21 protein-coding genes are annotated in these 20,883 nt (G+C 41.1%); 12 read left to right on the top strand and 9 right to left on the bottom strand.

The window, feature by feature from the left end:
• Positions 1 to 10 precede the first annotated feature (10 nt).
• From tssO to HMPREF1536_RS00450, 8 genes are read right to left on the bottom strand one after another with little or no spacing between them, the layout of a single operon-like run.
• The gene (gene tssO, locus HMPREF1536_RS00485; RefSeq protein WP_004310143.1) at positions 11 to 457 is read right to left on the bottom strand and encodes a type VI secretion system TssO; all 447 of its coding nucleotides are present in this window, start codon (positions 455 to 457) and stop codon (positions 11 to 13) included.
• Positions 454 to 951 carry a hypothetical protein gene (locus HMPREF1536_RS00480; protein WP_005777317.1) on the bottom strand — a complete coding sequence of 166 codons (498 nt, stop codon included), beginning with the start codon at positions 949 to 951 and terminating at the stop codon, positions 454 to 456. The genes tssO and HMPREF1536_RS00480 overlap by 4 nt, the downstream gene beginning before the upstream one ends.
• Before the next feature lie 20 nt (positions 952 to 971).
• Positions 972 to 2,120 carry a hypothetical protein gene (locus HMPREF1536_RS00475; RefSeq protein WP_004322091.1) on the bottom strand — a complete coding sequence of 383 codons (1,149 nt, stop codon included), beginning with the start codon at positions 2,118 to 2,120 and terminating at the stop codon, positions 972 to 974.
• Positions 2,121 to 2,123: 3 nt separating this feature from the next.
• Positions 2,124 to 3,002: a TssN family type VI secretion system protein gene (locus HMPREF1536_RS00470; RefSeq protein ID WP_004322089.1), complete on the bottom strand. Its 879-nt coding sequence runs from the start codon at positions 3,000 to 3,002 to the stop codon at positions 2,124 to 2,126.
• A 13-nt stretch (positions 3,003 to 3,015) separates the two neighbouring features.
• Positions 3,016 to 3,951 carry a hypothetical protein gene (locus HMPREF1536_RS00465; protein ID WP_005777320.1) on the bottom strand — a complete coding sequence of 312 codons (936 nt, stop codon included), beginning with the start codon at positions 3,949 to 3,951 and terminating at the stop codon, positions 3,016 to 3,018.
• On the bottom strand, positions 3,936 to 6,374 hold the full coding sequence (locus HMPREF1536_RS00460) for an AAA family ATPase (RefSeq protein WP_011203024.1): 2,439 nt from the start codon (positions 6,372 to 6,374) through the stop codon (positions 3,936 to 3,938). The genes HMPREF1536_RS00465 and HMPREF1536_RS00460 overlap by 16 nt, the downstream gene beginning before the upstream one ends.
• A complete protein-coding gene (locus HMPREF1536_RS00455; RefSeq protein ID WP_011203023.1) occupies positions 6,371 to 8,146 on the bottom strand; it encodes a type VI secretion system baseplate subunit TssF in 1,776 nt (591 codons plus the stop codon). The genes HMPREF1536_RS00460 and HMPREF1536_RS00455 overlap by 4 nt, the downstream gene beginning before the upstream one ends.
• Positions 8,147 to 8,153: 7 nt before the next feature.
• Entirely contained in the window at positions 8,154 to 8,576 is a 423-nt protein-coding gene (locus tag HMPREF1536_RS00450; protein WP_004310150.1) for a GPW/gp25 family protein, read from the bottom strand.
• Between the two features lie 167 nt (positions 8,577 to 8,743).
• Here HMPREF1536_RS00450 and HMPREF1536_RS00445 point away from each other — a divergent pair, with 167 nt between their 5' ends.
• The 8 genes from HMPREF1536_RS00445 (at position 8,744) to HMPREF1536_RS00410 (ending at position 15,710) form a co-directional block, all read left to right on the top strand.
• On the top strand, positions 8,744 to 9,211 hold the full coding sequence (locus HMPREF1536_RS00445) for a hypothetical protein (RefSeq protein WP_004310151.1): 468 nt from the start codon (positions 8,744 to 8,746) through the stop codon (positions 9,209 to 9,211).
• 12 nt (positions 9,212 to 9,223) lie between these two features.
• The gene (locus tag HMPREF1536_RS00440) at positions 9,224 to 10,603 is read left to right on the top strand and encodes a DUF5458 family protein (RefSeq protein WP_004310152.1); all 1,380 of its coding nucleotides are present in this window, start codon (positions 9,224 to 9,226) and stop codon (positions 10,601 to 10,603) included.
• A 112-nt stretch (positions 10,604 to 10,715) separates the two neighbouring features.
• Positions 10,716 to 11,330, top strand: coding sequence for a hypothetical protein (locus HMPREF1536_RS00435; RefSeq protein ID WP_004310153.1), 615 nt, complete (start codon positions 10,716 to 10,718; stop codon positions 11,328 to 11,330).
• 5 nt (positions 11,331 to 11,335) lie between these two features.
• Positions 11,336 to 11,911 carry a hypothetical protein gene (locus HMPREF1536_RS00430; RefSeq protein ID WP_011203022.1) on the top strand — a complete coding sequence of 192 codons (576 nt, stop codon included), beginning with the start codon at positions 11,336 to 11,338 and terminating at the stop codon, positions 11,909 to 11,911.
• A gap of 569 nt (positions 11,912 to 12,480) precedes the next feature.
• Complete coding sequence (locus HMPREF1536_RS00425; RefSeq protein WP_011203021.1) at positions 12,481 to 13,257, top strand: TetR/AcrR family transcriptional regulator; 777 nt, start codon at positions 12,481 to 12,483, stop codon at positions 13,255 to 13,257.
• A gap of 782 nt (positions 13,258 to 14,039) precedes the next feature.
• Positions 14,040 to 14,453, top strand: coding sequence for a single-stranded DNA-binding protein (locus tag HMPREF1536_RS00420; RefSeq protein WP_009017601.1), 414 nt, complete (start codon positions 14,040 to 14,042; stop codon positions 14,451 to 14,453).
• Between the two features lie 240 nt (positions 14,454 to 14,693).
• A complete protein-coding gene (locus HMPREF1536_RS00415; protein WP_009041028.1) occupies positions 14,694 to 15,449 on the top strand; it encodes a ParA family protein in 756 nt (251 codons plus the stop codon).
• Positions 15,450 to 15,455: 6 nt separating this feature from the next.
• Positions 15,456 to 15,710, top strand: coding sequence for a hypothetical protein (locus HMPREF1536_RS00410; RefSeq protein ID WP_004310159.1), 255 nt, complete (start codon positions 15,456 to 15,458; stop codon positions 15,708 to 15,710).
• A gap of 70 nt (positions 15,711 to 15,780) precedes the next feature.
• Here the strand turns inward: HMPREF1536_RS00410 and HMPREF1536_RS00405 are convergent, their stop codons facing one another.
• Positions 15,781 to 17,100 carry an ATP-binding protein gene (locus HMPREF1536_RS00405; protein ID WP_005777343.1) on the bottom strand — a complete coding sequence of 440 codons (1,320 nt, stop codon included), beginning with the start codon at positions 17,098 to 17,100 and terminating at the stop codon, positions 15,781 to 15,783.
• Between the two features lie 554 nt (positions 17,101 to 17,654).
• On the opposite strand from HMPREF1536_RS00405, the gene HMPREF1536_RS00395 reads away from it, so the two are divergent.
• The 4 genes from HMPREF1536_RS00395 to HMPREF1536_RS00375 all read left to right on the top strand — a co-directional run bounded on the left by HMPREF1536_RS00395 (position 17,655) and on the right by HMPREF1536_RS00375 (position 20,848).
• The gene (locus HMPREF1536_RS00395) at positions 17,655 to 19,394 is read left to right on the top strand and encodes a ParB/RepB/Spo0J family partition protein (protein ID WP_008659497.1); all 1,740 of its coding nucleotides are present in this window, start codon (positions 17,655 to 17,657) and stop codon (positions 19,392 to 19,394) included.
• 508 nt (positions 19,395 to 19,902) lie between these two features.
• Positions 19,903 to 20,178 carry a hypothetical protein gene (locus tag HMPREF1536_RS00385; protein ID WP_004322070.1) on the top strand — a complete coding sequence of 92 codons (276 nt, stop codon included), beginning with the start codon at positions 19,903 to 19,905 and terminating at the stop codon, positions 20,176 to 20,178.
• A 7-nt stretch (positions 20,179 to 20,185) separates the two neighbouring features.
• Complete coding sequence (locus HMPREF1536_RS27795) at positions 20,186 to 20,458, top strand: hypothetical protein (RefSeq protein ID WP_004310164.1); 273 nt, start codon at positions 20,186 to 20,188, stop codon at positions 20,456 to 20,458.
• 33 nt (positions 20,459 to 20,491) lie between these two features.
• Positions 20,492 to 20,848 (top strand): hypothetical protein, encoded by a 357-nt coding sequence (locus HMPREF1536_RS00375; protein ID WP_004310165.1) that lies wholly within the window; start codon positions 20,492 to 20,494, stop codon positions 20,846 to 20,848.
• Positions 20,849 to 20,883 lie beyond the last annotated feature (35 nt).

The raw sequence follows: 20,883 nt of genomic DNA, 5'->3' as shown, positions 1-20,883 counted from the left end.
CGCGAATGTTTTATAAATTGGCTTTACATTCTTCCAAATCCCGTTCAATCAGTGCATTGTTATGTACCAGACTGTTCAATTCCTCTTTTATGTCGAATTGGCATTTAAGCATTCTGGAGGACAACACGCCGAAAAGGAATTTCGTATTCATATTGTTTTCCTTGTATATATGCTGCAATTGGTAAATCCCATCCTTCACCTCGTCCATCTTTTGTACCTGATGAATGTTGAAGTCCAGAGAGTCAATCTCATTCCAGATGTTCTGCGCCTGCTGCATATGTGTATGCTGGATTTCAAAAATGCGTTCGGAATGGTTGATTTCGTTTATCAACTCCGAACTGTCCTCTGTCGGTACGTTGAGTATATACCGGCAAAGTATGATATAAATTGCGGCTACTGAGAAAATCAGCAGCAGGAGGAAACGGATGTTTCCCCATAGCATTTCGTCTTTTGTCATGGCTTCGTCAGTTTATTCTTGGTTAATTCCTGATATTTGATTCTACACTTTTCAAGTTGCTCCATGTTGCTTTCACGCTTTTTGCTTTCGCGGTCAAGGTCATCCATTGATGATTGGATGACACGGATCTGTTCAAGCATAGCTTTATACACTTCGTACTTGCTTTTATCGGCCTGCATCGCAATGTCATTTTCCATTAATAACCGTTTTTTGGTTATCAATTTTTGCATGTGCTTGTGTTCACTCGAATTTCGCCGCTTGGTCTTCAGATTGTTCAAGTCCCGGAACAATTCTTCTATCTGGAAGTTAAGTTCTGCCTGTTTCTTGAACACATTGTCATATTCGGCCTTCTTGCTTTCAAGAAGGGATATTCCCTTTTGTGCAGTCACAATCGTTACGATACCTCCGGTTGTGGTAACAATCAGTGCGATAGCGAATACCAAAGTAAATCGGAGTTTCGCTTTCAAACGAGCTATTTTGTTTTCTGCTTCCATACTTGCTATGATTTAATCGCTCAACCTATAAACGACCATGATCGTTTCTTTTGAGCCTCTATTGTTTCGTGACTTTCGTCTCCTACTATAATATTCTCACGAACCATTCCGATGTATTCCAGTTCACTCATTTTGTGGAACATATTGCTGAGCAGTGTCACAAATGCCCCTGCCGTCTGCAATGATTGGTTTATATTGGTATGGTCATACATAAGCTTGGTTAGGCTCTCTATCTTCGTGATAAATTCAGAGGGTGTGACATTGGTCCACTCATAGAAGTATTGGAGCAATTGTTCTCTTTCCGTTTCAGAAAGACTTTGAAGAGCGGAGTTCAGACCGTTTGCAAGCTCATTCACGGCCTGCACAAGATATATCGGCGGTTGCTCTAAGGCGATTTGTTCGATAAAGAAGATTCTTGAGTTGTAAAAGGCCGAGAAAGCCTTACACAGCTCAAATGTATTATTGGCAAGCGTATCTCTACGCTTGTCAGCAACATTCCTGCTGTAAATGAGTTTCACGTCTTCTTTTATCGACTGTAGGGTACGTGCCAATTGGGAAATGAATGTTTTAATCCCATCGTGGCAAGCGGAATGTTGTACCGGTGGAATATATTGATGATTGATTTTATAGGTATTCCCTTGTCTGCATACCTCTGCCACCAGCAAAAAATTCTGGCTGTAGAAAGATTTGTTGACTTGGTTTCTGGGAACGATATGGAGTTTTATGCTCGGCAAGACATACGGGTGATGCAAAGGCACCTCTTCCGGGTCCGGTTCACCGACAGGTATCAAGTGATACGGATCTACGGATATTAGTACCATATACTCGCTGTCCTCGGCTTGCAGACCGGATTCTGAAATGGTTGCACAGGGTTTCTCATCCCCGTATAAACCGTCGTAATAAACGATGGGCAGACCGCCTTTGGTGATAGCGTTGCAGCTTTTCAGGCGGACACAGAGAGTGGACATGGTATCACCTGAAATCTCTATTTCAAGATTGTCACCTATCCCTTCAAGGACCTCTCCAAGACCATAGTTATAACTGGTCAGACTCCTTCCTGCTTCGCGGTTGAGAGCTTCCGTTTGGCAATATTGGTTTGCAAAGAAATGCTGGCTGGTCAGCTTCAGACCATTGACCCAGTTTACAGGCAAATATGTTAGTGTTTTCATATATTATGATGTTTTTGTTTCTACTTGTACACGTCGGATATATATCGTTTGATTATTCTTAATCTTATTGCCCTCACTCGTCAGAGTGGGGTCAAGTATTCTTATGAACAACGGGAAGTTAAACCATTTTGAGGTATAGAACATCCATCCGATTTGCATATCTTCCTTCTCTGTTTCAATCTTGTTTTGGGGGAAACGCCTGTTTTGGTCTTCGATAACCCAATTGAACCAATTCCCAAGAGATATTTCATTGGGCAGGCGGACAACCAACGAAGCGTATGTCGGGTCTTTTATATTCCGTTTGATTTTGACTTTGACCGTTCGGAAGCCGAAGTTGTCTATGTTGTCCCAATATTTCCGGTCAAAGGTACCATAGCTCAATTCCCATGGGGTATATATCGGGTGCGGGATGTCCAGGAACAGGGTTCTGCTGTACATAATCAGATATGGGATTGCAAACCACAGGATATTTGTTGTGTTCCATAGCGAATAAGGTAGCTTGCTTATCAGTTCAAACAGTAGATAGTAGCACCATCCGCCTAAAGCGCATATTGTGGTTAGAGTGAGAATGACCGCTGTTCGGGAACTGCCAATACCGATTGCTCCGAACAAATCGGAGGTTGACAGTTTGCAGAACAATGCTCCAAGGAGGATATAGGACAATATCGTGAATGTCAAGCCTCCCCAGACGTATTCGTTTTTTAGGAAACCGAACAGGCTGGGTAAAGCAACGGCAATGGAAGCCAGAAGAATGAATATGATTAATTTCTTCAGGCTAAGTTTGCTCTTGATCGTTTTTATTCCGGTCAAGACAAATATCATCACGGCTACAAATAATGGAGCCAATAAATAACGTGCAAAGAAATATAGCAATATCTTCATATTATTAGATTTTTCATAAGTTCATATTATATCCTAATCGGTTTTCTCCGAGTATAAAATCCGTTTCTCCACGTACCAGATAATCAACTTCGATATTTCTTGTTGAAAGGATGAAAAATTCAAGTATCCGGCGGACATTGGATAGATGCGTTTTTACCTCCTCATAGTCATCTGTCGGAGTATCAAGGATGATTGTCGCCGTCAAATCATCGGTTTCGCTTATCATTAGACCATTAAGGCCTAATGTCTGTCCGACACATCCGGAACCGACGGAAAGGTAAACCGTTTCATCAATCTCATGGACTTCCAGTCGCAGTTTCACCTTCAATCCCAAAACGATAAGAAGCAGTTGCTCGATAGCAGGCAGGTTCTCTTTATACCGTTCTGCATTGCAGAGGAATAGGAACAGCTTATATTTCTGATGGGAAGTAATGGATAGTTCGACATTTTCCATTACTTCAATCATCTTGATGAAGTTCTTCTTGGAGTCCGGGTCTGAAAAGAAATTCAGATGGCGGTTATTGATACGGACCTTTTCTTTGAAAAACTCTGTATCAAAGGGTGCAAAGAATTGTATAAGCTCTTTATCCTGTTTTTCATTGGCTCGGATGGCTTCAACTATCTCCTTGTTGCTCATGCCCGGTGTGCTAAGCACCAATGGATGAAATAGTAATTCCGGCAATTGATGATAGATGCTGTTTCTTGCCAGATTCAGCAATATATATTCTTTGTCGGCATTTGTCGCCGCGATATGCTGTACCGAAACACTTAATACATCTCTGGATTTCACACGACTGTTCATACCATGGCAATTAACCATAGTATGGTCCAACAGCCGCCGGTCAAGAATAAATTGAAGTTCATCATAAAAGATTTCTGCGACAAAATTTATTGCCTGACTTCGTTGGATGCTTTCCAAGGGTTTCTTTTGCGCTAACATTGTTCCCATATCAGTTCACCGTTTCGATAGTTTATGACGATGTTGTCACCCGACTTGATTTGCTCAGAGACAATCAGACGAGATACGGACTTCTTGATATAAGTTCTTATGACTCCTGCTATCGGACGTGCGCCGTATTTGGGAGAATACCCTTTGTTTGCCAGATGTTGCAATGCTTCATCCGACAAATTCAACTGGATGTTTTTCTGTTTCATCAGTTGTTCTTGCAATCTTCCAAAATGGAGGTTGAATATCTGTTTGGCGACATTTTCATCTATTGGCGCAAACGGAACCACCTCGGTGAGACGTCCCAAAAATTCAGGTCGGAAATACTGTGCCATAACCTCGATGAGCTTTCCGGAATCAGGAGTATGTCCGGATTGTATTTGTTCCACAATCCACTGGCTTCCGATATTGGATGTGAAAATGATTATGGAATTTGAAAAATCTCCTTCCCGGCCCAGTTTATCATGTATTTTGCCTTCATCCATCATTTGCAGGAAAACATCATAAACGCTGCTATGGGCTTTCTCAATCTCATCGAATAACACTACCGAATAAGGTTTCTGTCTGATTTGAGTGACCAGTAAACCACCTTCCTCATATCCTACATATCCCGGAGGTGCACCATACAGCAATGCAGCCGAATGTTCTTCCTTGAACTCGGACATGTCAAATCTGATCATGGCTGATTCGTCATCAAACAGTAACTCGGCCAGTGATTTTGTGAGTTCTGTTTTTCCCGTTCCGGTAGGGCCAAGGAAGAAGAATGAACCTATAGGCTTCTTGGGGTCACTCAGTCCGCTGCGTGATTCTATAATGGCATCTGATAAAGTCGTAATAGCCCGGTTCTGTCCTTTGACCCGTTCTTGCAATTTGCTCTCGATGCTCAAAAGTCGGTCCTTCTCGCGGGCTTGTATTTTTCCGATAGGTATATTGGTGCACTCCGCTACAATCGCCTCTATTTCCGAAGAGCGTATCTCTTCAATAGACTGGTCGGATAGTGCCTTTAATTCTTTGATGATGCCCGACAAACGTCCTGCTTTTATCGCGATGTCATCTTCTTTATCCCATACATAGTTGTCTGACAGTTTGGTGGTCAATACGACACTGATTTTGCTGAATACAGAACGGTATAGTAAGTAAAGCGGCCCTTCAGATATTTTTTCGTCGAGACTCTTTATTTCCTCAAAATCCGCTTCCAAATCAGAAACACTGGCTCGTGCATTCTTATTGCATAGCCGGACGGCAGCAGCGGTTCTGTCAAGCAGGTCGATGGCGGCAGATGGCAGGCTGCGTTCCTTAAAATATCGTTTGGAGAGTGCGATTGAATCTTTAATACACGCATCTGAAATTCTCAGCTCGTAATAGTTTTCAATCCTTTTTTTATGTAATTGTATGGCACTTTCAAGTGTAGCCGTATCCAGTTCTTCAATCTTTATGATATCAAGACGCCCTTCTATCGGATGCTTTTCGATGTTCTTCCGGTAAGAATCGTTCGTGAGTGTGAGAACAAGATTTGCGGCTCCCTCGCTGATTTGTGCACTTAATATGTTGATGAGTGTGGATGCTTTGCCTGATACGCTGTTCTCCAAAAGGACCTGTAAATCATCAATCACCAGCACAGCTTGTTCCAATTGGTTGAGCTTGTGCATCAGATTGACAACTTTTTGTGCTATCTCCGTTTCAGACGAGGTTGATGCGAGCAGTTTTGCCGTATTGAGTCCGACAATAGATATTTGCTTTAACATCTCGTCTTCATTCTCACAGATATCTTTGACAAAGGCGTTGATGATGGAACTCTTCCCGATACCGGATTCACCGACAATCAGTATGCCCTTGTTCTCTGAGCGTTCGAGGCATTCTAAAATAGTACGGACCTCTTTTTCCCTACCGACGACAAAGCCACCGGCATTGATGGTTTCTTGCTTTTTTAGGTTGTCGGCATAAGGAACGCTTGCTGTTATCTGCATTTCCTCTCCTTGATAAGAATGCAACGGGGTAAGGGCATTGTAGTGGGACAATATGTCATCTTCCGAAACATCCAGTATCTCTATCTGCTGATGCGAATATACGACACCTTCACGCAATATGGCGGTAAACACACAGATGGAGTCTATGGAATCCGCTCCTAATTTAATTTTAGACCGTTCGGACTCATCCAAGACTTTTGACACTTCTTCGTCAGGCTCCACTTCTTCTGTGGAAGTGCCACTGGACCTATACATTTCGCGGTGGGTGTCAAACCATTCCATTATGTAGCCGACATCCTTCTGCATCGAGGATAAAATTTCTTTTAGACCCGTGTTTTCTGCAAACATGGCCATGACAAGATGTGACACGCCGAACGTGTTATGCTTGTCTTGAAGTGCCATTCCTCTTGCTATCTTAAGGGCAGACACCAAACTTGGACTATAATTGCTATCATTCATACGAATTTGATTTTATAGTTTGAATTACATACAGAGCGTTCAGTCAAATCTTTTTCAAGATAATGGGCCAATTCTTCCAGATTGGGAATTTCATCTTTATCAAATTGTCCAAGTTTTATCTTGACCTCTGTCACTCTGATTAATCCTTTTTTGCTGTCAGGAGATATAGCTACGCCATTACCGACTTCGACTGATTCAACATGTTTTCCCAGCTTGTGAAACAAGTAGCTTTTGATGTCTTCTTTAGATATAATCCGTTCCCGGGACAACAGACCATACCTTAAACTATTAATAAGTTCCTGTTCGCTATCATGCGTTGTTCCTCCTTGCATACAAGTGCGCAACATGATGCCTGAAGCGTCATATTTTTCTATGTTGAATTGCTGTATCAGTGTGCGTTCATTGAAACCGTTCGCCAGAGATCCGGAAGTCACCCAATATTTTATCTCGGCATTGGTCGCATCCTTTTGTGGGACACTTAAAACAAAGGCCTTTATTTTGTTATCTCCTTTTAGCGTGGCCTCCAATCCTTTCTCTATATCATTTATCTTGTTGAACAACTCTTTGAGCTGCGTCGAAAGTGCATCCGGATTCATTGAAGCAAAAGCACTCCCGTCTTCTTTCATTAATTGTAACACTTTTGAAATTAATGAGCGGGCACTGTCCGAATCAAATCGTTCAAGGTCGCCAAAATACAGGCTGAATATACCTGTCGGATTTTCCTCATACTGGTTCAGTCGGTTTACATATTCCCGGCCTTTGTTGTCTTGAAACGAGCGTATGTTCAAGAATTGTGTACGGCCCGGACATTTCAGGGGTATAATTCGTCCGGTGGAACGGAAATTATGCTGTTTGTAAACGATTTGTCTGTTTACAACCGGAAATGTGTTCAAATATACTTCCAGATTTTCAAGACTTTCTTTCGTGAATATTTCAGGAAAGACTATCTTGACCCAAAAGAGATTCTCAGAGTCATCCGGGACCTCGCAGTCGGCCACATAACCGGGAAACATTTCTCGGTAGGTATGTTTCTCTTTGGAAGCATCTTTTATACCCACATTAAAATATAGGTCACTATAAAAATCGCGGATTTCATCAAAGTAGTGCGCATTACTATATGGATCTTCAACATGAAGGCCTGTTTTTGCATTCAATCGGTTTCCTGTGCAGTCATAGAAGAAAGCCATATTCATAAACGGAAGCAACCCCATATCGGAAGGCTTGATACAAAACATTACAGAGTCCATTTTTTGCAGGACTTCTTTAGACACATCCAGCCCGACCCAGATGCAATAATCCGCTATCCGGTTTTTAGGGCCAAGGAAGCGTGTTGGAGTGCTAAAGCTATCGGTTGAATGCCTTATACTATCGTTGTATGCGATTGCTTTGACTTTTGCATCAACCAGTTTATAGGAAAACAAAGGGGTTATAAAGACTTGAATATCCCCTTTGCCAAATATGTTTTTCTCTGCATAAAAATGATCTTCGGCATCAAGTTCGCAACATTCCCCATGATTGGGGGTAATAGTCATAAGCGCATGGGCCGGCTTTGGCAGCGACCATTTGTTTCCTATGAGTATTCTGGACAGGCGGTGAAGTATCCGTGAATCGGACTGATCTATTTCTTGATGCAGCTTGTTGGACTCATGGGCAAAAACTTCAAGCAGCAAATCTATCACGGGGTCCATATCGCGTATATCGGATACACCCCAAAACTCCATAGCCTGCTTTAATATTCGTTCCTTTATTGCGATTTGTTTCTTGTCTGACATAGTTCGATTATTGTGATAAAGGGCTTATATATAATGAGGTGTTAAAACTGAATTTCTCGTTGGTTCTATCCATTATTCCGGTCACCGTTATTTGTGCCTTTCTTCGGATATGAGATACTTTATCTATATTTTCTTCTTCTATTTCCAAAAGGGTGACGTTCACATCTACATTCCGTAGTCTCTTTTCATATTTCTCTATCGTTTTTATTAAGGAGTTTTTTACTCCTTCCTCCCAATCGCTGATTTTCACAAGTTGGTTGAACTCAAGGTCCCATATCATGGAACCAAAGTCTTCTCGGCCGATAACTTCCCCATGGTGAGAAAGAATCAGTAGCATGATGTGTTGGGCTATCGATTCCTGATAGGAACACCTTTGCAATTTCTTGGCAACAGCCGATTGCAATTGTAATGGCATTTTCAGGTAAGTCATACTATTCTTTTATTTTATTCTATTTCGCAAATATACTCTTTTCCTTGTTAGATGCCAATAAAATGCTCCTAAAAATTTGACGGTTTCAGAAATAATTCATATATTGCGCACGGTCACAAAACCAAAAGAGAGCTATAAAAAAAGTATGATATTAAAAAGTAAATTCTATGGCAATCTACAATTATGGAATTGGAGGCAACGAAGTAAAAGTCGATGCGAACGAATCCATCGCGGAAATCCCCTCCAACCGAACTTTGATAGTTCAAAAACTGACAGATGAAGCTCCTGCGGCTCCGGAAAGCGTGTATGGTTTGGAAACCATTGAAGATGTGTTCCAACGTTTTGAACCAACAGTTGACTTATGCCACGTGGATGCGGAAGGTAATGAAATCAAGGAAATCATGACATTCACCGGACTTGGAGACTTCGGAGCCAAGAAGATTAAAGAGAAGAGTGATTTCTTGAGTAAACTTGACATTGAGAAAGAGCAGGGTGTCAGAATAACTCGCCAGCTTACTTCCAACCGCGCTTTACAGAAAGCACTTGAAAATCCGGAAGTCAAAAATGCCATTATGGACGTGATTGAATCATCAATCGAGGAGATTCTGGCAAATCAAAAGAAAGTAGAACTTTAATCTTTTACTAAGATGAAGCAGGAAACTCAACAACAGACAGCCAGTACGACAACCTCACAGAAAGTCGTATCACAACAGGCGCAAAAGTCATCTGCATCGGCAATAGACAAACTCAAAGAATTTGGTGGCTTCGCTTTTCTTGAAAATATCATAGATGGGTATTCCAATCTTAATCCGGCACGAAAGGCCCGTCGCAACATCTTCCTCACGGATGAACAGTGGGAAAATGAACGTAAGGCCTTGGTTAATCGCTTAAGCGTATGGCTCAAACTCTTACGTGAGAATGACACTGCCGAACAAATGCGGGACAAGGCCAAAGAAACCGCAGAAAACGCCGAGAACCTTCTTAATCATAACTTGAAGAATGCTCTTGCCAGGACACGGGAACTTGAAAGCGCATATCGCACTATTGCGTTCTTTTACAAGAACACGGAAAGTGATAAGGTGAAGAATGTCACCATTGTCAATGCGACCATGGAGCAGCTTCAGGATTTGGACAATACCATTTTCGCTGACCACATTAGCAACGAACTCAAACAGAATTTTGACCGTCTTGACCTGCGTCGCAACTACTCCTTGCTTGTCGTTCCTGGGTATATAGGCTCAAATGCCATTTTGGATAAGTGGTCTAAAATGGCATACGAGAACAAGGTTTTTCTTGTTACAGACTTCCAAGACCTTGAAACTCCGGACGATGTAGTAGATATATTCTTCAATGCCAATCATACGAGTGGAGATGTGTTCAAATCGAATACTATTATGACCTGTAACTGGTTGCTTGGTCGTCAAAGAGAGGAAAGCGTTGGAGAAGAAGAAAATCTTTATATTCCGCCATCTTCTTCACTTGCCGGAAAAATATACAACACCTTAATGTCTCAGGTAGTAGCCGGAAAGAAATTTGGTGGACTTAATGAAGTAGAAAGTGTACGCTTCGACCTTCGCAAGAGCGAGATTTCAGAGCTTGAACGTATGGGGCTTGTGCCGATGGTGAACGAGTACAGCAAGGTTATGGCTTTCTCCGCCAAGACATTATTTAATGGAGATAATCTTGGCTTGCAGACCTACTCCGTAGTTCGTGTATTCGACTATATAACGAAGGTACTGATTGACTTCCTGAACCGTCGGGCATTTGAAAATTGGACTACTCGCACGGAAGCAGATTTGCGTGGTCAGGTTGTGAAATTCCTCGATAGTGTAATGGGACCGAACAAACTCATCGAACGCTTCAAGGTTATGAAGATTGAACAAGACCCGAATCAGAAAGACCGTGTGCTTCTTGACATCCACATCACACCGTATTTCCCGGCAAAAAGCTTCGTGATACAGCTTGCCGGTCATAAAGGCGATAATCCGGAGGATGCTATTTGGGAAAGCGAATATCATCAAGAATAGTATTGAATAATTTTAAATTTACAGATGGGCATAACTATGCCCATCTGTAAATCATTTATCAGGGTCATGTGTTGCTGAAATTATATGTCTTATTATTGAAATCTTTACTTATATGAAACTCCGAGATGTGGATATTATTATTTCTGGTACAAAAACTGGGGATACCTATTATGCAAAATCTTATCCATGCAGTGATATGGATAAGAATAGCAAAATAGAGCTCTATGGAGTCCCTGTATATTATGTCTATATCAAAGGTACTGATGATAAAGGTCAAAGTGTAAAATATACATGGAAAGCATTACGCTTCATGCCGTATTATAACCCACCAAATTTTAGTTCTTATAAAACAATTGGATGGGTTAATAGTGGCTTGCATAAGCTCAATAGGCAGCCTGCGCCAGAATATAAAAAAGCCTATGAAGTACATAATACATATTCTCAACATAATGGTGCAATAGTTCTAAAAGGAACTTTTTACATTCACGCTGGTCCTGAAGATCTTACTCATATTGGATGGGGAGCAGCAGGGTGCGTTGAAATAATAGGAAGTTTTAGTGAGTTTAAAGATCAAGTAAAAGAATTATCGGGGTCAACTCAAGTTGATGCGGATAGTGCAATTTCTGAATTAGTTTTTTATAAAAAACTTTATATAGAAATTGAATATGCTACTCCACCCAATATTAAAGCAAATTTTTATAAAGAAGTTAGTATAAAAAGGAGATAAGATTTATGTGTAACATAAAATATATACTATGTACTATATTTTGTATGTGTGCATATCTTCATGCTGCTGCAATCTGTAGCGATAGTATATCTGATAAGTTTTCATATAAGGTACTTGAAAATCTCAATTATTGTTGGGATAATAATAATATTGTCTATGAGGATACTAATTCCAAAGATACTGCTTTATTTGTCTCGTCTCATAAATACATAATCTCTCCTATTTTAAACGCTTTTTGTAATAATGTGAACGAACAGACAGAGTTGGCTAAGATCGGATATTGTTGTAAGCATTATCTCATTAAAGTCCCAAATAAATCAAAGAAAAATATACAATATTACTCTATAGAAATCAATATTCTATCTAATATAAAGAGCCATGCCCCCATAACCTCAAAAATAGAAGAATTAAAAAAACAGGACTATGCGATTATTGATATTATATCAGAGGCTCCTGTTATGTGTCTTGTTTTTGTGGAAGCAGATTATTTAGTAGCCGTAACTTATAATATGTTCTACGATTTTGATGATGTATTATCCTTTTCGAAATTCTTTGTAAAAGAACACTTCTCAACAAAATAATTAGATGTCATTACACAGTGAATATAAAACGTAATACATCCTCTTTCAAAGAAAAAATAGAGTTTCATTTTTCGATATATAATGCTTCTTCATTCTTATAATTCTCACATGAATAATCCAACATGAAGTTTTCTTTATATGAAATCATTAGGGTCTCATTTAAATTGACTTCTCTTATCGCAACCGGAAACTATCAGGGATTTAATGTAGATGTGCAGCAAGTTTTCTTCGTGTAGTGAGTGCTCTTTTTTCAAATTGGAGATTTTCCTATAATATAGCAATAAATAAGTAAATTAATACGTCTATTATTGAAATGCAAATTTATTGGTAAACGTAGTTTTTATATTCTGTCTATTGTTTGTAAAGCATAAAAATGTATATTTGCAACAGACCCAATTGCTCTATATCAAAACAAATGAAAAGAGAATGGAATAGCTGTATAAATACTTACAGTCTACCTTGGGATATTATCGTCAATTCAGAAAAGAAGAAGTTTATCGAAAGCTAAAATAAAAATATTTCCTTTTACTGATTTTTGCAGATTTATTTTTATAACATACTATATAATAGTGAAACAGAAAGAAAAGAAAGCTCGAAATAGGAGGACAAATGAACAAATAGACAAGGAGGTAATATCCGAACTTGAAAAGCTTGTAGCTGAATACGGTTTTGGTAATGTCAATTTGAGTGCATTGATGAAAGCTGCAAACATAGAAGCTAATGTGTTTTATAGAAGATACGGCTCGATGGACAATCTTTACGACAGGCTTGCCAAGCAGTATGATTTCTGGATCAATGATGCTATTGACGTTTCCAGCCTGAACATATTGGGACCTAAAAAGTTTTTTGCGGAAACATTCAAGACCCTTTATAGGAACTTGTCTGATAACACTGTAATGCAAAAGTTGTTACTTTATGAAATGTCGGTTATCAATGAAACGACAAAGAGAACAGCAGAAACACGGGATATTATGAATCTAAATTTGATTGCGTTTTATGACAATCTGTTTAAACCGGCGAAAATCAATATTAAAGCTATTATGGCGAATCTGATTGGAGGAATTTATTATCTGATACTTCATAGGAGGTGTGCGAAAACCTGTACAATAGATTTTAGTACTCAAGAAGGGGAAAAGGTCTTTTTCGAATGGATAGATTTTCTAACAGATGCCATTTTTGACAAACTGGAAGCGTATGAAAGGAATAGAAAAGCAGCTCAAGAAATGTTATCAGACGGCATAAGTGAGTTTAAAATATGTAAATACATGGGCATCAATAAAAATGACTTAAAAATGTTACTTTCAAATAGCCATAGAAATTCACGAGAACTTTCAAAGGAAAGCTAAAAATTTTATTTATAGTACATATCATATTAATAAGTAGAATACCATAAAATATTCGCAAAACTCCATTGCTGCGTAAATCCCTATCCGGATACTTTGTATTAATAGCGGTCATTATCTGTATAGCCGTCGTGTGTATCCATGAACATATAAGTGATTATGGACTTAATAGTCTAATCAGGCCATTGGAGCAAGGGGTATTTGACGTTAGCTATTGTCGGTTACTTTTATAATTTTTTTCTATATCCCTCTGTATAAGGACTGATAGGCTGCTACAAGAAAAATCTGACACGCTTTGTGTAGCGCGTTACATAAAGTGCGTCAAGTTATTTTTCAAAGGGTACACGAACAGACTTGAAATTGCGGAATGATATAACTATATCACTATTCACAGTTTCAAGGTAGTCTTTGGAGCTTAGTCCTGCATGTCCGTTCTCCTGTTTTATTATTCCCTGCTTTAGCGTTTTCTATTCCTTTTTTATATACTTCTATTTATCGCTTTTCTGCTGCCGTGCAACCTGCCGTGGATTGAATTTTTCCGCAAAGGTAATCGCCAGTCCCAGTCGTGTCAATGCCGGCATTCAGCCGCAAGTGAAGCGCAAAAATCTTCCTCTCCGCTGGTGAGCGTATTTTTCCTCTTCAGCCTTGCCAAATTGTTCCTGCCGCCTTTGGATGCAGAAAAAATCATCCCGGAGGTCGCAAACAGGCCAAACAGAGGGAAATAAAGAATATTTATAAACTAAGGTAACGGTAGGATTAACCACCTGCCACAAAAAGAATTTATTATGTTATACGTTCACACAATTGGTCGCATTGGCAAGGATTGCCAGGTTATTACTGGAGCACACGGTTCATTTATTGCATTTGATATTGCGGTAGATGACTATTCACATGGAAACAGCATCACTACTTGGGTAAGGGTACGGAGTAAGAAAGAGAACCATATTCGACTATCCGAATATCTTACCAAAGGACGGTTATTGCTCATTGAAGGGACACTTTCGGCTTCACTGTGGAAGGATAAGGATGAAAACTGTCAGATTCAACTATCCATTACGGCAGACGCATTGGAGTTCATCAATACCGGAAAGCGTGAGGGTACAACTTCAGAAGCAGAGAGTCCGACAGATGCCGCAAGCAATGTACCTGTACCACCGGTAGCTATGCCGCAAGAGGACAAGGAAGACTTGCCGTTCTGATGATGTGCATATAGAGTATTGAACAACAATAAATACTAAATGTAGTATTTACTAATTATAGTAAAGTAGGAAGTTAGTGAGTTACCTATTGCTGAAAGTAGTATTTACTACATTTAGTCTATTAGTATTTTAGTATAGTAGTAAATACTAAAATACTCTTTTTAGTAAAATAGTATATACTAATTATAGTATTTACTAAGAATAGTATTATCTTTGTATCGCATATAAAGACATCAAATTATGACAAAAATTATAGCTGTTTTGAATCATAAGGGTGGGGTTGGCAAGACAACTACCACCATCAATCTTGCCGCTGCTTTGCGACAGAAGAAAAAGCGTGTACTGGCTATCGACATGGACGGGCAAGCAAATCTTACAGAATCGTGTGGTCTCTCCATTGAGGAAGAACAAACGGTGTATGGGGCAATGAGAGGTGAATATCCCTTACCGGTTATCGAACTGGAGAACGGACTTGCTGTTGTGCCGTCCTGTCTCGACCTGTCGGCGGCAGAATCCGAACTGATAAACGAGCCGGGACGTGAGTTGATACTGAAAGGTCTGATTACGAAGTTGCTTGACAGTCGGAAGTTTGACTACATCCTGATTGATTGTCCACCTTCACTGGGCTTGCTGACACTCAATGCCCTTACCACAGCGGACTTTCTGATTATTCCGGTGCAGGCACAATTCCTCGCCATGCGCGGAATGGCGAAGATTACAAGCGTAATTGAGATTGTCAAGGAACGCCTGAACCCGAACCTGAGTATTGGTGGCATTGTTATTACCCAGTTTGACAAGCGCAAGACACTCAACAAGAGCGTAGCTGAAATTATCAATGACTCTTTCTGTGACAAAGTGTTCAAAACGCTTGTACGGGACAATGTGGCACTGGCCGAAGCTCCTATAAAGGGAAAGAACGTCTTTGAGTACAATAAGAACTGCAATGGAGCCAAAGATTATATGGCTTTAGCACAAGAGGTTTTGAAATTAAAATAAGACAATATGGGCAAGAGTGATTTATTGAAAGACAGTATGAAAAGCGGACTGGACGGATTGCTGTCATCCACGAAGAAATCTCCGCAAAAGAAGGAAGCCACACCACTTAAAACTGAAAAAGAGCCTGCGGTACATTGCAATTTCGTTATCGACAAGAGTGTTCATACGCGTATGAAATTCCTTGCTATTGAGAAGAATATGTCATTGAGAGACATTGTAAATGAGGCGATGAAGGAGTATTTGGAAAAAAACGGTAAGTGAGGGTATGTTCCTCGCTTACCGTTCTTTTAAATCTGTGACTTCTGTTAGTACGTTATGCCGATATGTATTGCTACATATCAGTCATTGACAACCCTTTGTATGACAGGGAATAACCTTTGAACTCTCCCGTTGCACGCATGAAAGCGGCTGCTTTCGCTTCCAGTTTTTCCATGTCGATATTTTCGGCCTTGCGTTTGACTTCGAAAAATGTCGCCGTATCGTCCAGTTCGTTTTCAGCTACTATGTCTATTTCGTTCTCACCCTTGCGGTCCCACCAGCCTCCGATACGCGTATAGACTTGCCGTTCTATCAGTACACGCTTAAAGTAACGTTCAAGCATCAGACCGCTGAAAGTTTCATAATCCCGACCTATAATCATCTTCACACTTCCATAGTTCTCTATCTCCAGCATATAGCTGTACTTGTAGATGAAGCGGAACCAGAACGTGAAAAAATTATCCTCGATGACATACCGGACATTCTTGGCGGAACTCTTCTCGAACAGCGGTTGCTTCTTCGATATGATTTCGTATTCTTTTTCCAGCTTGGTAAGATAACCGCCGATTTCCTTGCCTACCACGTTTTCAATTTCCGAACGGGATGTTTTTCCTCGTGCAATGGCCGATAGTATGGAGAAATAGATTCCGTAATCCTTGCCGAACTCTTCGATAAGAATCGCTTTACCCTCGCCCAAAAATATGGAGTCGGCCTTTATAATCTGGTCGAGCATAGTCGTTTTGGTTGTTGCTCCTGCATCCACGAGTAGTTGTACATACTTCGCCACACCGCCCGTGAAAGCGTACAATGCCAGCAGATCTTCCGCCGTGTAGCCGGGGTTGTATTCCGAAAGAATATCTTTCAGAACAGTTGGGGTAAACGGACGCACAGTCATAAAGCGCGACTGCCGGTTATACAACGGCTCTTTCTTATCCTTGAATATCTTTGTCATCATGGAATAAATCGAACCACAGACAATCAGGTTAATACGGGACTTCGGGCTGTATAGATCCCAGATGCGCTGCATATCGCTGAACACCGATTTGTTCACACGGAAAAACTCCTGGAACTCGTCGATAAAGAGTGTGATGGGACGTTCTGCCGAAAGTTTCATCAGGTACTCGAACACATCGGTAAAGTGTTCGGCCCGCCCCATGGTTGGGACTCCCAACTTGTTCTCTATTTCAAGCCGGTAGTCCTCACACAAATCGCCTTCGGCTTTCCGGGCAACAAAGAAATAGAGAATCGGTTCGTCCTCGTATGCCTTCCACACGAGTGATGTCTTACCGATACGGCGACGTCCCGTTACCACTGTAAACTGAGCATTGTTTTTGGCCATTTCGCGAATCTTGCGAAGAGAGGCTATTTCTTCTGTCCTGTCAAAAAATCTCATATCCTTATCCTTTTTTATTGCTGTTTCCGAAACGGCTGTTTCCGAAACGGCTGTTTCGTTACTGCAAAAATAATGCAAATTTCTGGTAAAACAGGCAATTGATACAGATTTATTTAGCGAAATGGCTCAAAGGATTTTTATCTGGTAAGTTCCATTCCTGTTTTACACCGTCTGGTCTTACGTCCTTCCGCTTGTCCCGTTGTATCGTTAATCATCCCTTTATAGTTCCATCCGTTTTACCATCCGCCTTTCAGCGTATTCTTCCTTTTCTATATTCTTTTAATGCCACTCATCCGGTCCATTCCTGCCATCACCGGTTGGTTTTCCAGACGCAAAGGTGGACTGCCGCGCTTGATTCCGTCGCTTTGAAGTGCATTTCCTATAAAATTCTTCCTTTCTGCGAAAGAGTAATTTTCCGGAAAAAGCGTCGGAAATCGCTTATTCGTCAGTCCTTGTAAAGCATCTGTAAATCCCAAGCGGTTCAGGCAGAAAAGAGAACCGAACAAAGGGAAAATAAAAAATTAAATATTAAAACCAATTAAATTTTTATGATTATGGAAGCAACAGCAATTCAATCAGTAGAGAAAAACATCACAATGGTAGCATTGGCAAACGTGCAGCCGAGCAATTACAACCCACGTAAGAATTTTGACGAAGCGAGCCTTGCAGAACTTTCCGAGAGTATTCGTCAGCAGGGTGTGTTACAGCCTATTGGAGTACGCCCAATAGAAGACAACCGCTTTGAGATTGTTTTTGGAGAACGCCGATATCGTGCCTCCCTCATGGCAGGATTGGAAGACATTCCGGCTGTCGTTATGGAAATTTCAGACGAAGTTGCCGAAGAAATGGCGGTAACTGAAAACCTCCAGCGCAAGGATGTTACCCCGATAGAGGAAGCAAATGCCTACCAAAAGCTCATTGATAGTGGTCGCCACGATGTGCAGTCTTTGGCGGTGCAGTTCGGTAAAAACGAAAGCTATATCCGCACACGCCTTAAATTCGTTTCCTTAATGCCCGAAATCGCACAGCTTTTGGAACAGGACGAAATCACAATCAGCGTAGCGAGCGAAATTTGCCGTTATGGGGAAGATATTCAGAAAGAGGTGTACAACAAGCATCTTAAAGAGGGGGTGCAGTACAATAGTTGGCGAGGAATGAAAGCCTCTGATGTTGCACGGAACATCGAACGGCAATATACCACCGACTTGGAGCGATACGCATTTGACAAGACCCTCTGTCTGTCGTGTCCTCACAATACAAATAATATGATGTTATTTTGCGAGGGTGGTTGCGGAAATTGCGCCAATCGTACTTGCCTTGCTGAAATGAATGCAGCATATCTCACGGAGAAAGCCGTGCGCCTTATGGAAGAACGCCCTGAGGTATCCCTCTGCTATGAAAGTTTCAACAGCAATGAAGCCGTAGTAGAACGTCTTACCGCCATGGGTTACGAAGTGGAAAGCCTTAACTATTATGCAAAGGCATATCCCGAACAGCCCGAAGCACCCCGAAAAGATGAGTACGACACCACCGAAGAATACGAACAGGCACAGAGCGAGTTCGAACAGGATTTGAACGATTACACGGAAGAATGCGAAGAAATCCGTACCCGAAGTGAAGCAGGTGAAATCATCCTTTATTTCCGTATTGAGAGCAAGGACATCGTACTCTGTTATGTTCCGAAAGTTACCTGTACTACCAATGACACAAAACAGGAGCAGACGCTTTCACCGGTAGAGAAGTTGGAAAAGCAAGACAAACGCAACAAGGAAATTGCCCTTGAAAAGACTGTAGAGGACACAAAAAAACAGATTTTGGAGGTTGATATGTCCGATTGCAAGTTTGGGCAAGACGAGGACAAGATGATTTATTTCTTCTTGCTATCATCCCTCCGCAAAGAGCATTTCGAAGCGGTAGGTATCGAGGAAAAAAAGCCTTATTCCTACCTTACAGATGAAGAAAAGATAAACATCATTGCCAACCTCACGAGCAAGCAGAAAGCGATTATTCGCAGGGATTTTCTAATTGCTAATTTCAAGAACGCATACGGCAACAATGCCATTGCATCCCTCTTGCTTGACTTCGCACAAAAACATATGCCCGACCTGTTGGCAGACATCAAGAACGGACATAATGAAGTGTATGAGAAGCGTCACCAACGTATCGAAGAGAAAAAAGCCGTTCTTTTGGTGCAGGAACAAGCAAAGCAGGAAGCGGAGCAATCTGACAAACAGCAATCCGAAGTAGGGATGCAGACCGAAGAACAGCCACAAGAGGAAGATATTGCAGCTTAACCATAATCAGTAACCAACGAATAGAGGGTGGAGTAATCTGTCCTCTATTCGTTCCTAATTTGTAATTAGATTAAGGTGAAGATGTTCACGGACAACTGCTCCAAACCGTTGTCGGGCGGCGCGTCTGCCGGGCAAACCCGCCATCCGCGCGATTATGCCTTTTCTATCCCATTTATAGCTACCTCCCGATACCCCGCCGCCACCCGTCTTCATTTATACCTATCAGTTTCCTCCTTTTTATCTTTTCCATCTTATTCCTTCTCCGGTTCCTTCCTGTCCTCGCCGGTTGGTTTTCCAGACGCGAAGGTGGACTGCCGCGCTTGATTCCATCGCTTTGAAGTGCATTTTTATAAAATTCTTCCTTTCTGTGAAAGAGTAATTTTCCAAAAAAAGCGTTGGAAGTAGCTTGTTCGTCAGTCCTGTAAAGCATCTGTAAATCCCAAGCGGTTCAGACAGAATATAGAACCGAACAGAGGGAAGAAAAATAAATCATTAAAATTTCATGACAATGGACAACATCAAAGAAAGCAAAGAGTACAAACTTGCCAAAGAATGGGAAATGGCAGTGAATAGTTTTAGTTTCAATCCCAAGCGTTTTGCAGCCGCTATACCTGATATGCACCCCACACTGCAACAGAGCCTCTATAGATTGTTTAAGGAGTGCATCATTGTGATGGCGGATGAGACACGTCGCTATGATGACCGCAATCGTGCGTCACATGAAGAAGCAAAGTGTCTTATGGAATACCTCAAGACAAATGGAAAGCATATCCCATTAAAATAACAAGCGTATGAAAACACAAGAAGTACAATTTGGCGGCAATAACTATCCTTGCCGTGTGGTGGAATCCAACGAGGGTGAAGAACTCCTTATCGGCTCGATTACCTTGCTTGATGCCCTTCAGCCCGGTAGTTTCAACGATGAAAACGAAGGCTTCGCAAGCAAGGAAGCCGAAAGAATCTATGACGAGGTTTTCTTCTTTACCGACATGGCAAACCTGCGACTGACAGACGTAGAATTGGTTGCCGAACTGAAAAAGGACAACCCGGAATGGTTCGAATAAAAAAACAATAATCATCTTAAAAATAGCATAGTTATGGAAAAAGAGTATGTAATACAAATAGCACAGACCATTCAAGAGCAGTTGATAGGACTTACCCCTATGCCCGTCCTCATGTCATGGGGTATCGCAGAGTTTGCAGCCACCATCTTCAAAGACCTGCCTGCACTTCGTATCAAAGTAAACGGACTGTTACACACCGGATACGTCATTATTGCACTTAATGGGTCGGACTATTATGAGGTATATCTGTTGAAAGGCAAAGATGCAGAGTGTGTCAATGAAGAAGTTTGTTACAACGAGTTAGGGGATGTCATTGACAGGGCAATTGAATGCGGTACTGACAAAGAGGAATACGAAAAAATTGCCATCAGCAACTCACCCAATTATTAAGCAGGTAGCTCACCTGATAAACCAGAAGAAGAGAT

It is taken from the genome of Parabacteroides gordonii MS-1 = DSM 23371 (assembly GCF_000969825.1).
Lineage (GTDB): Bacteria > Bacteroidota > Bacteroidia > Bacteroidales > Tannerellaceae > Parabacteroides > Parabacteroides gordonii.
Note: the sequence above shows the minus strand (reverse complement) of the source record. Positions and strands in the feature narration are given on the sequence as shown.

Bases quoted from the DNA above. Each gene is read 5' to 3' on its own strand.
- HMPREF1536_RS00420 (WP_009017601.1), top strand. From the start codon at position 14,040: ATGTTATACGTTCACACAATTGGTCGCATTGGCAAGGATTGCCAGGTT.
- HMPREF1536_RS00375 (WP_004310165.1), top strand. From the start codon at position 20,492: ATGGAAAAAGAGTATGTAATACAAATAGCACAGACCATTCAAGAGCAG.
- HMPREF1536_RS00405 (WP_005777343.1), bottom strand. From the start codon at position 17,100: ATGAGATTTTTTGACAGGACAGAAGAAATAGCCTCTCTTCGCAAGATT.
- HMPREF1536_RS00455 (WP_011203023.1), bottom strand. From the start codon at position 8,146: ATGTCAGACAAGAAACAAATCGCAATAAAGGAACGAATATTAAAGCAG.
- HMPREF1536_RS00410 (WP_004310159.1), top strand. From the start codon at position 15,456: ATGGGCAAGAGTGATTTATTGAAAGACAGTATGAAAAGCGGACTGGAC.
- HMPREF1536_RS00415 (WP_009041028.1), top strand. From the start codon at position 14,694: ATGACAAAAATTATAGCTGTTTTGAATCATAAGGGTGGGGTTGGCAAG.
- HMPREF1536_RS00395 (WP_008659497.1), top strand. From the start codon at position 17,655: ATGGAAGCAACAGCAATTCAATCAGTAGAGAAAAACATCACAATGGTA.
- HMPREF1536_RS00475 (WP_004322091.1), bottom strand. From the start codon at position 2,120: ATGAAAACACTAACATATTTGCCTGTAAACTGGGTCAATGGTCTGAAG.
- HMPREF1536_RS27795 (WP_004310164.1), top strand. From the start codon at position 20,186: ATGAAAACACAAGAAGTACAATTTGGCGGCAATAACTATCCTTGCCGT.
- HMPREF1536_RS00430 (WP_011203022.1), top strand. From the start codon at position 11,336: ATGTGTAACATAAAATATATACTATGTACTATATTTTGTATGTGTGCA.
- HMPREF1536_RS00465 (WP_005777320.1), bottom strand. From the start codon at position 3,951: ATGGGAACAATGTTAGCGCAAAAGAAACCCTTGGAAAGCATCCAACGA.
- HMPREF1536_RS00445 (WP_004310151.1), top strand. From the start codon at position 8,744: ATGGCAATCTACAATTATGGAATTGGAGGCAACGAAGTAAAAGTCGAT.
- HMPREF1536_RS00450 (WP_004310150.1), bottom strand. From the start codon at position 8,576: ATGACTTACCTGAAAATGCCATTACAATTGCAATCGGCTGTTGCCAAG.
- HMPREF1536_RS00440 (WP_004310152.1), top strand. From the start codon at position 9,224: ATGAAGCAGGAAACTCAACAACAGACAGCCAGTACGACAACCTCACAG.
- HMPREF1536_RS00480 (WP_005777317.1), bottom strand. From the start codon at position 951: ATGGAAGCAGAAAACAAAATAGCTCGTTTGAAAGCGAAACTCCGATTT.
- HMPREF1536_RS00385 (WP_004322070.1), top strand. From the start codon at position 19,903: ATGGACAACATCAAAGAAAGCAAAGAGTACAAACTTGCCAAAGAATGG.
- HMPREF1536_RS00435 (WP_004310153.1), top strand. From the start codon at position 10,716: ATGAAACTCCGAGATGTGGATATTATTATTTCTGGTACAAAAACTGGG.
- HMPREF1536_RS00470 (WP_004322089.1), bottom strand. From the start codon at position 3,002: ATGAAGATATTGCTATATTTCTTTGCACGTTATTTATTGGCTCCATTA.
- HMPREF1536_RS00460 (WP_011203024.1), bottom strand. From the start codon at position 6,374: ATGAATGATAGCAATTATAGTCCAAGTTTGGTGTCTGCCCTTAAGATA.
- tssO (WP_004310143.1), bottom strand. From the start codon at position 457: ATGACAAAAGACGAAATGCTATGGGGAAACATCCGTTTCCTCCTGCTG.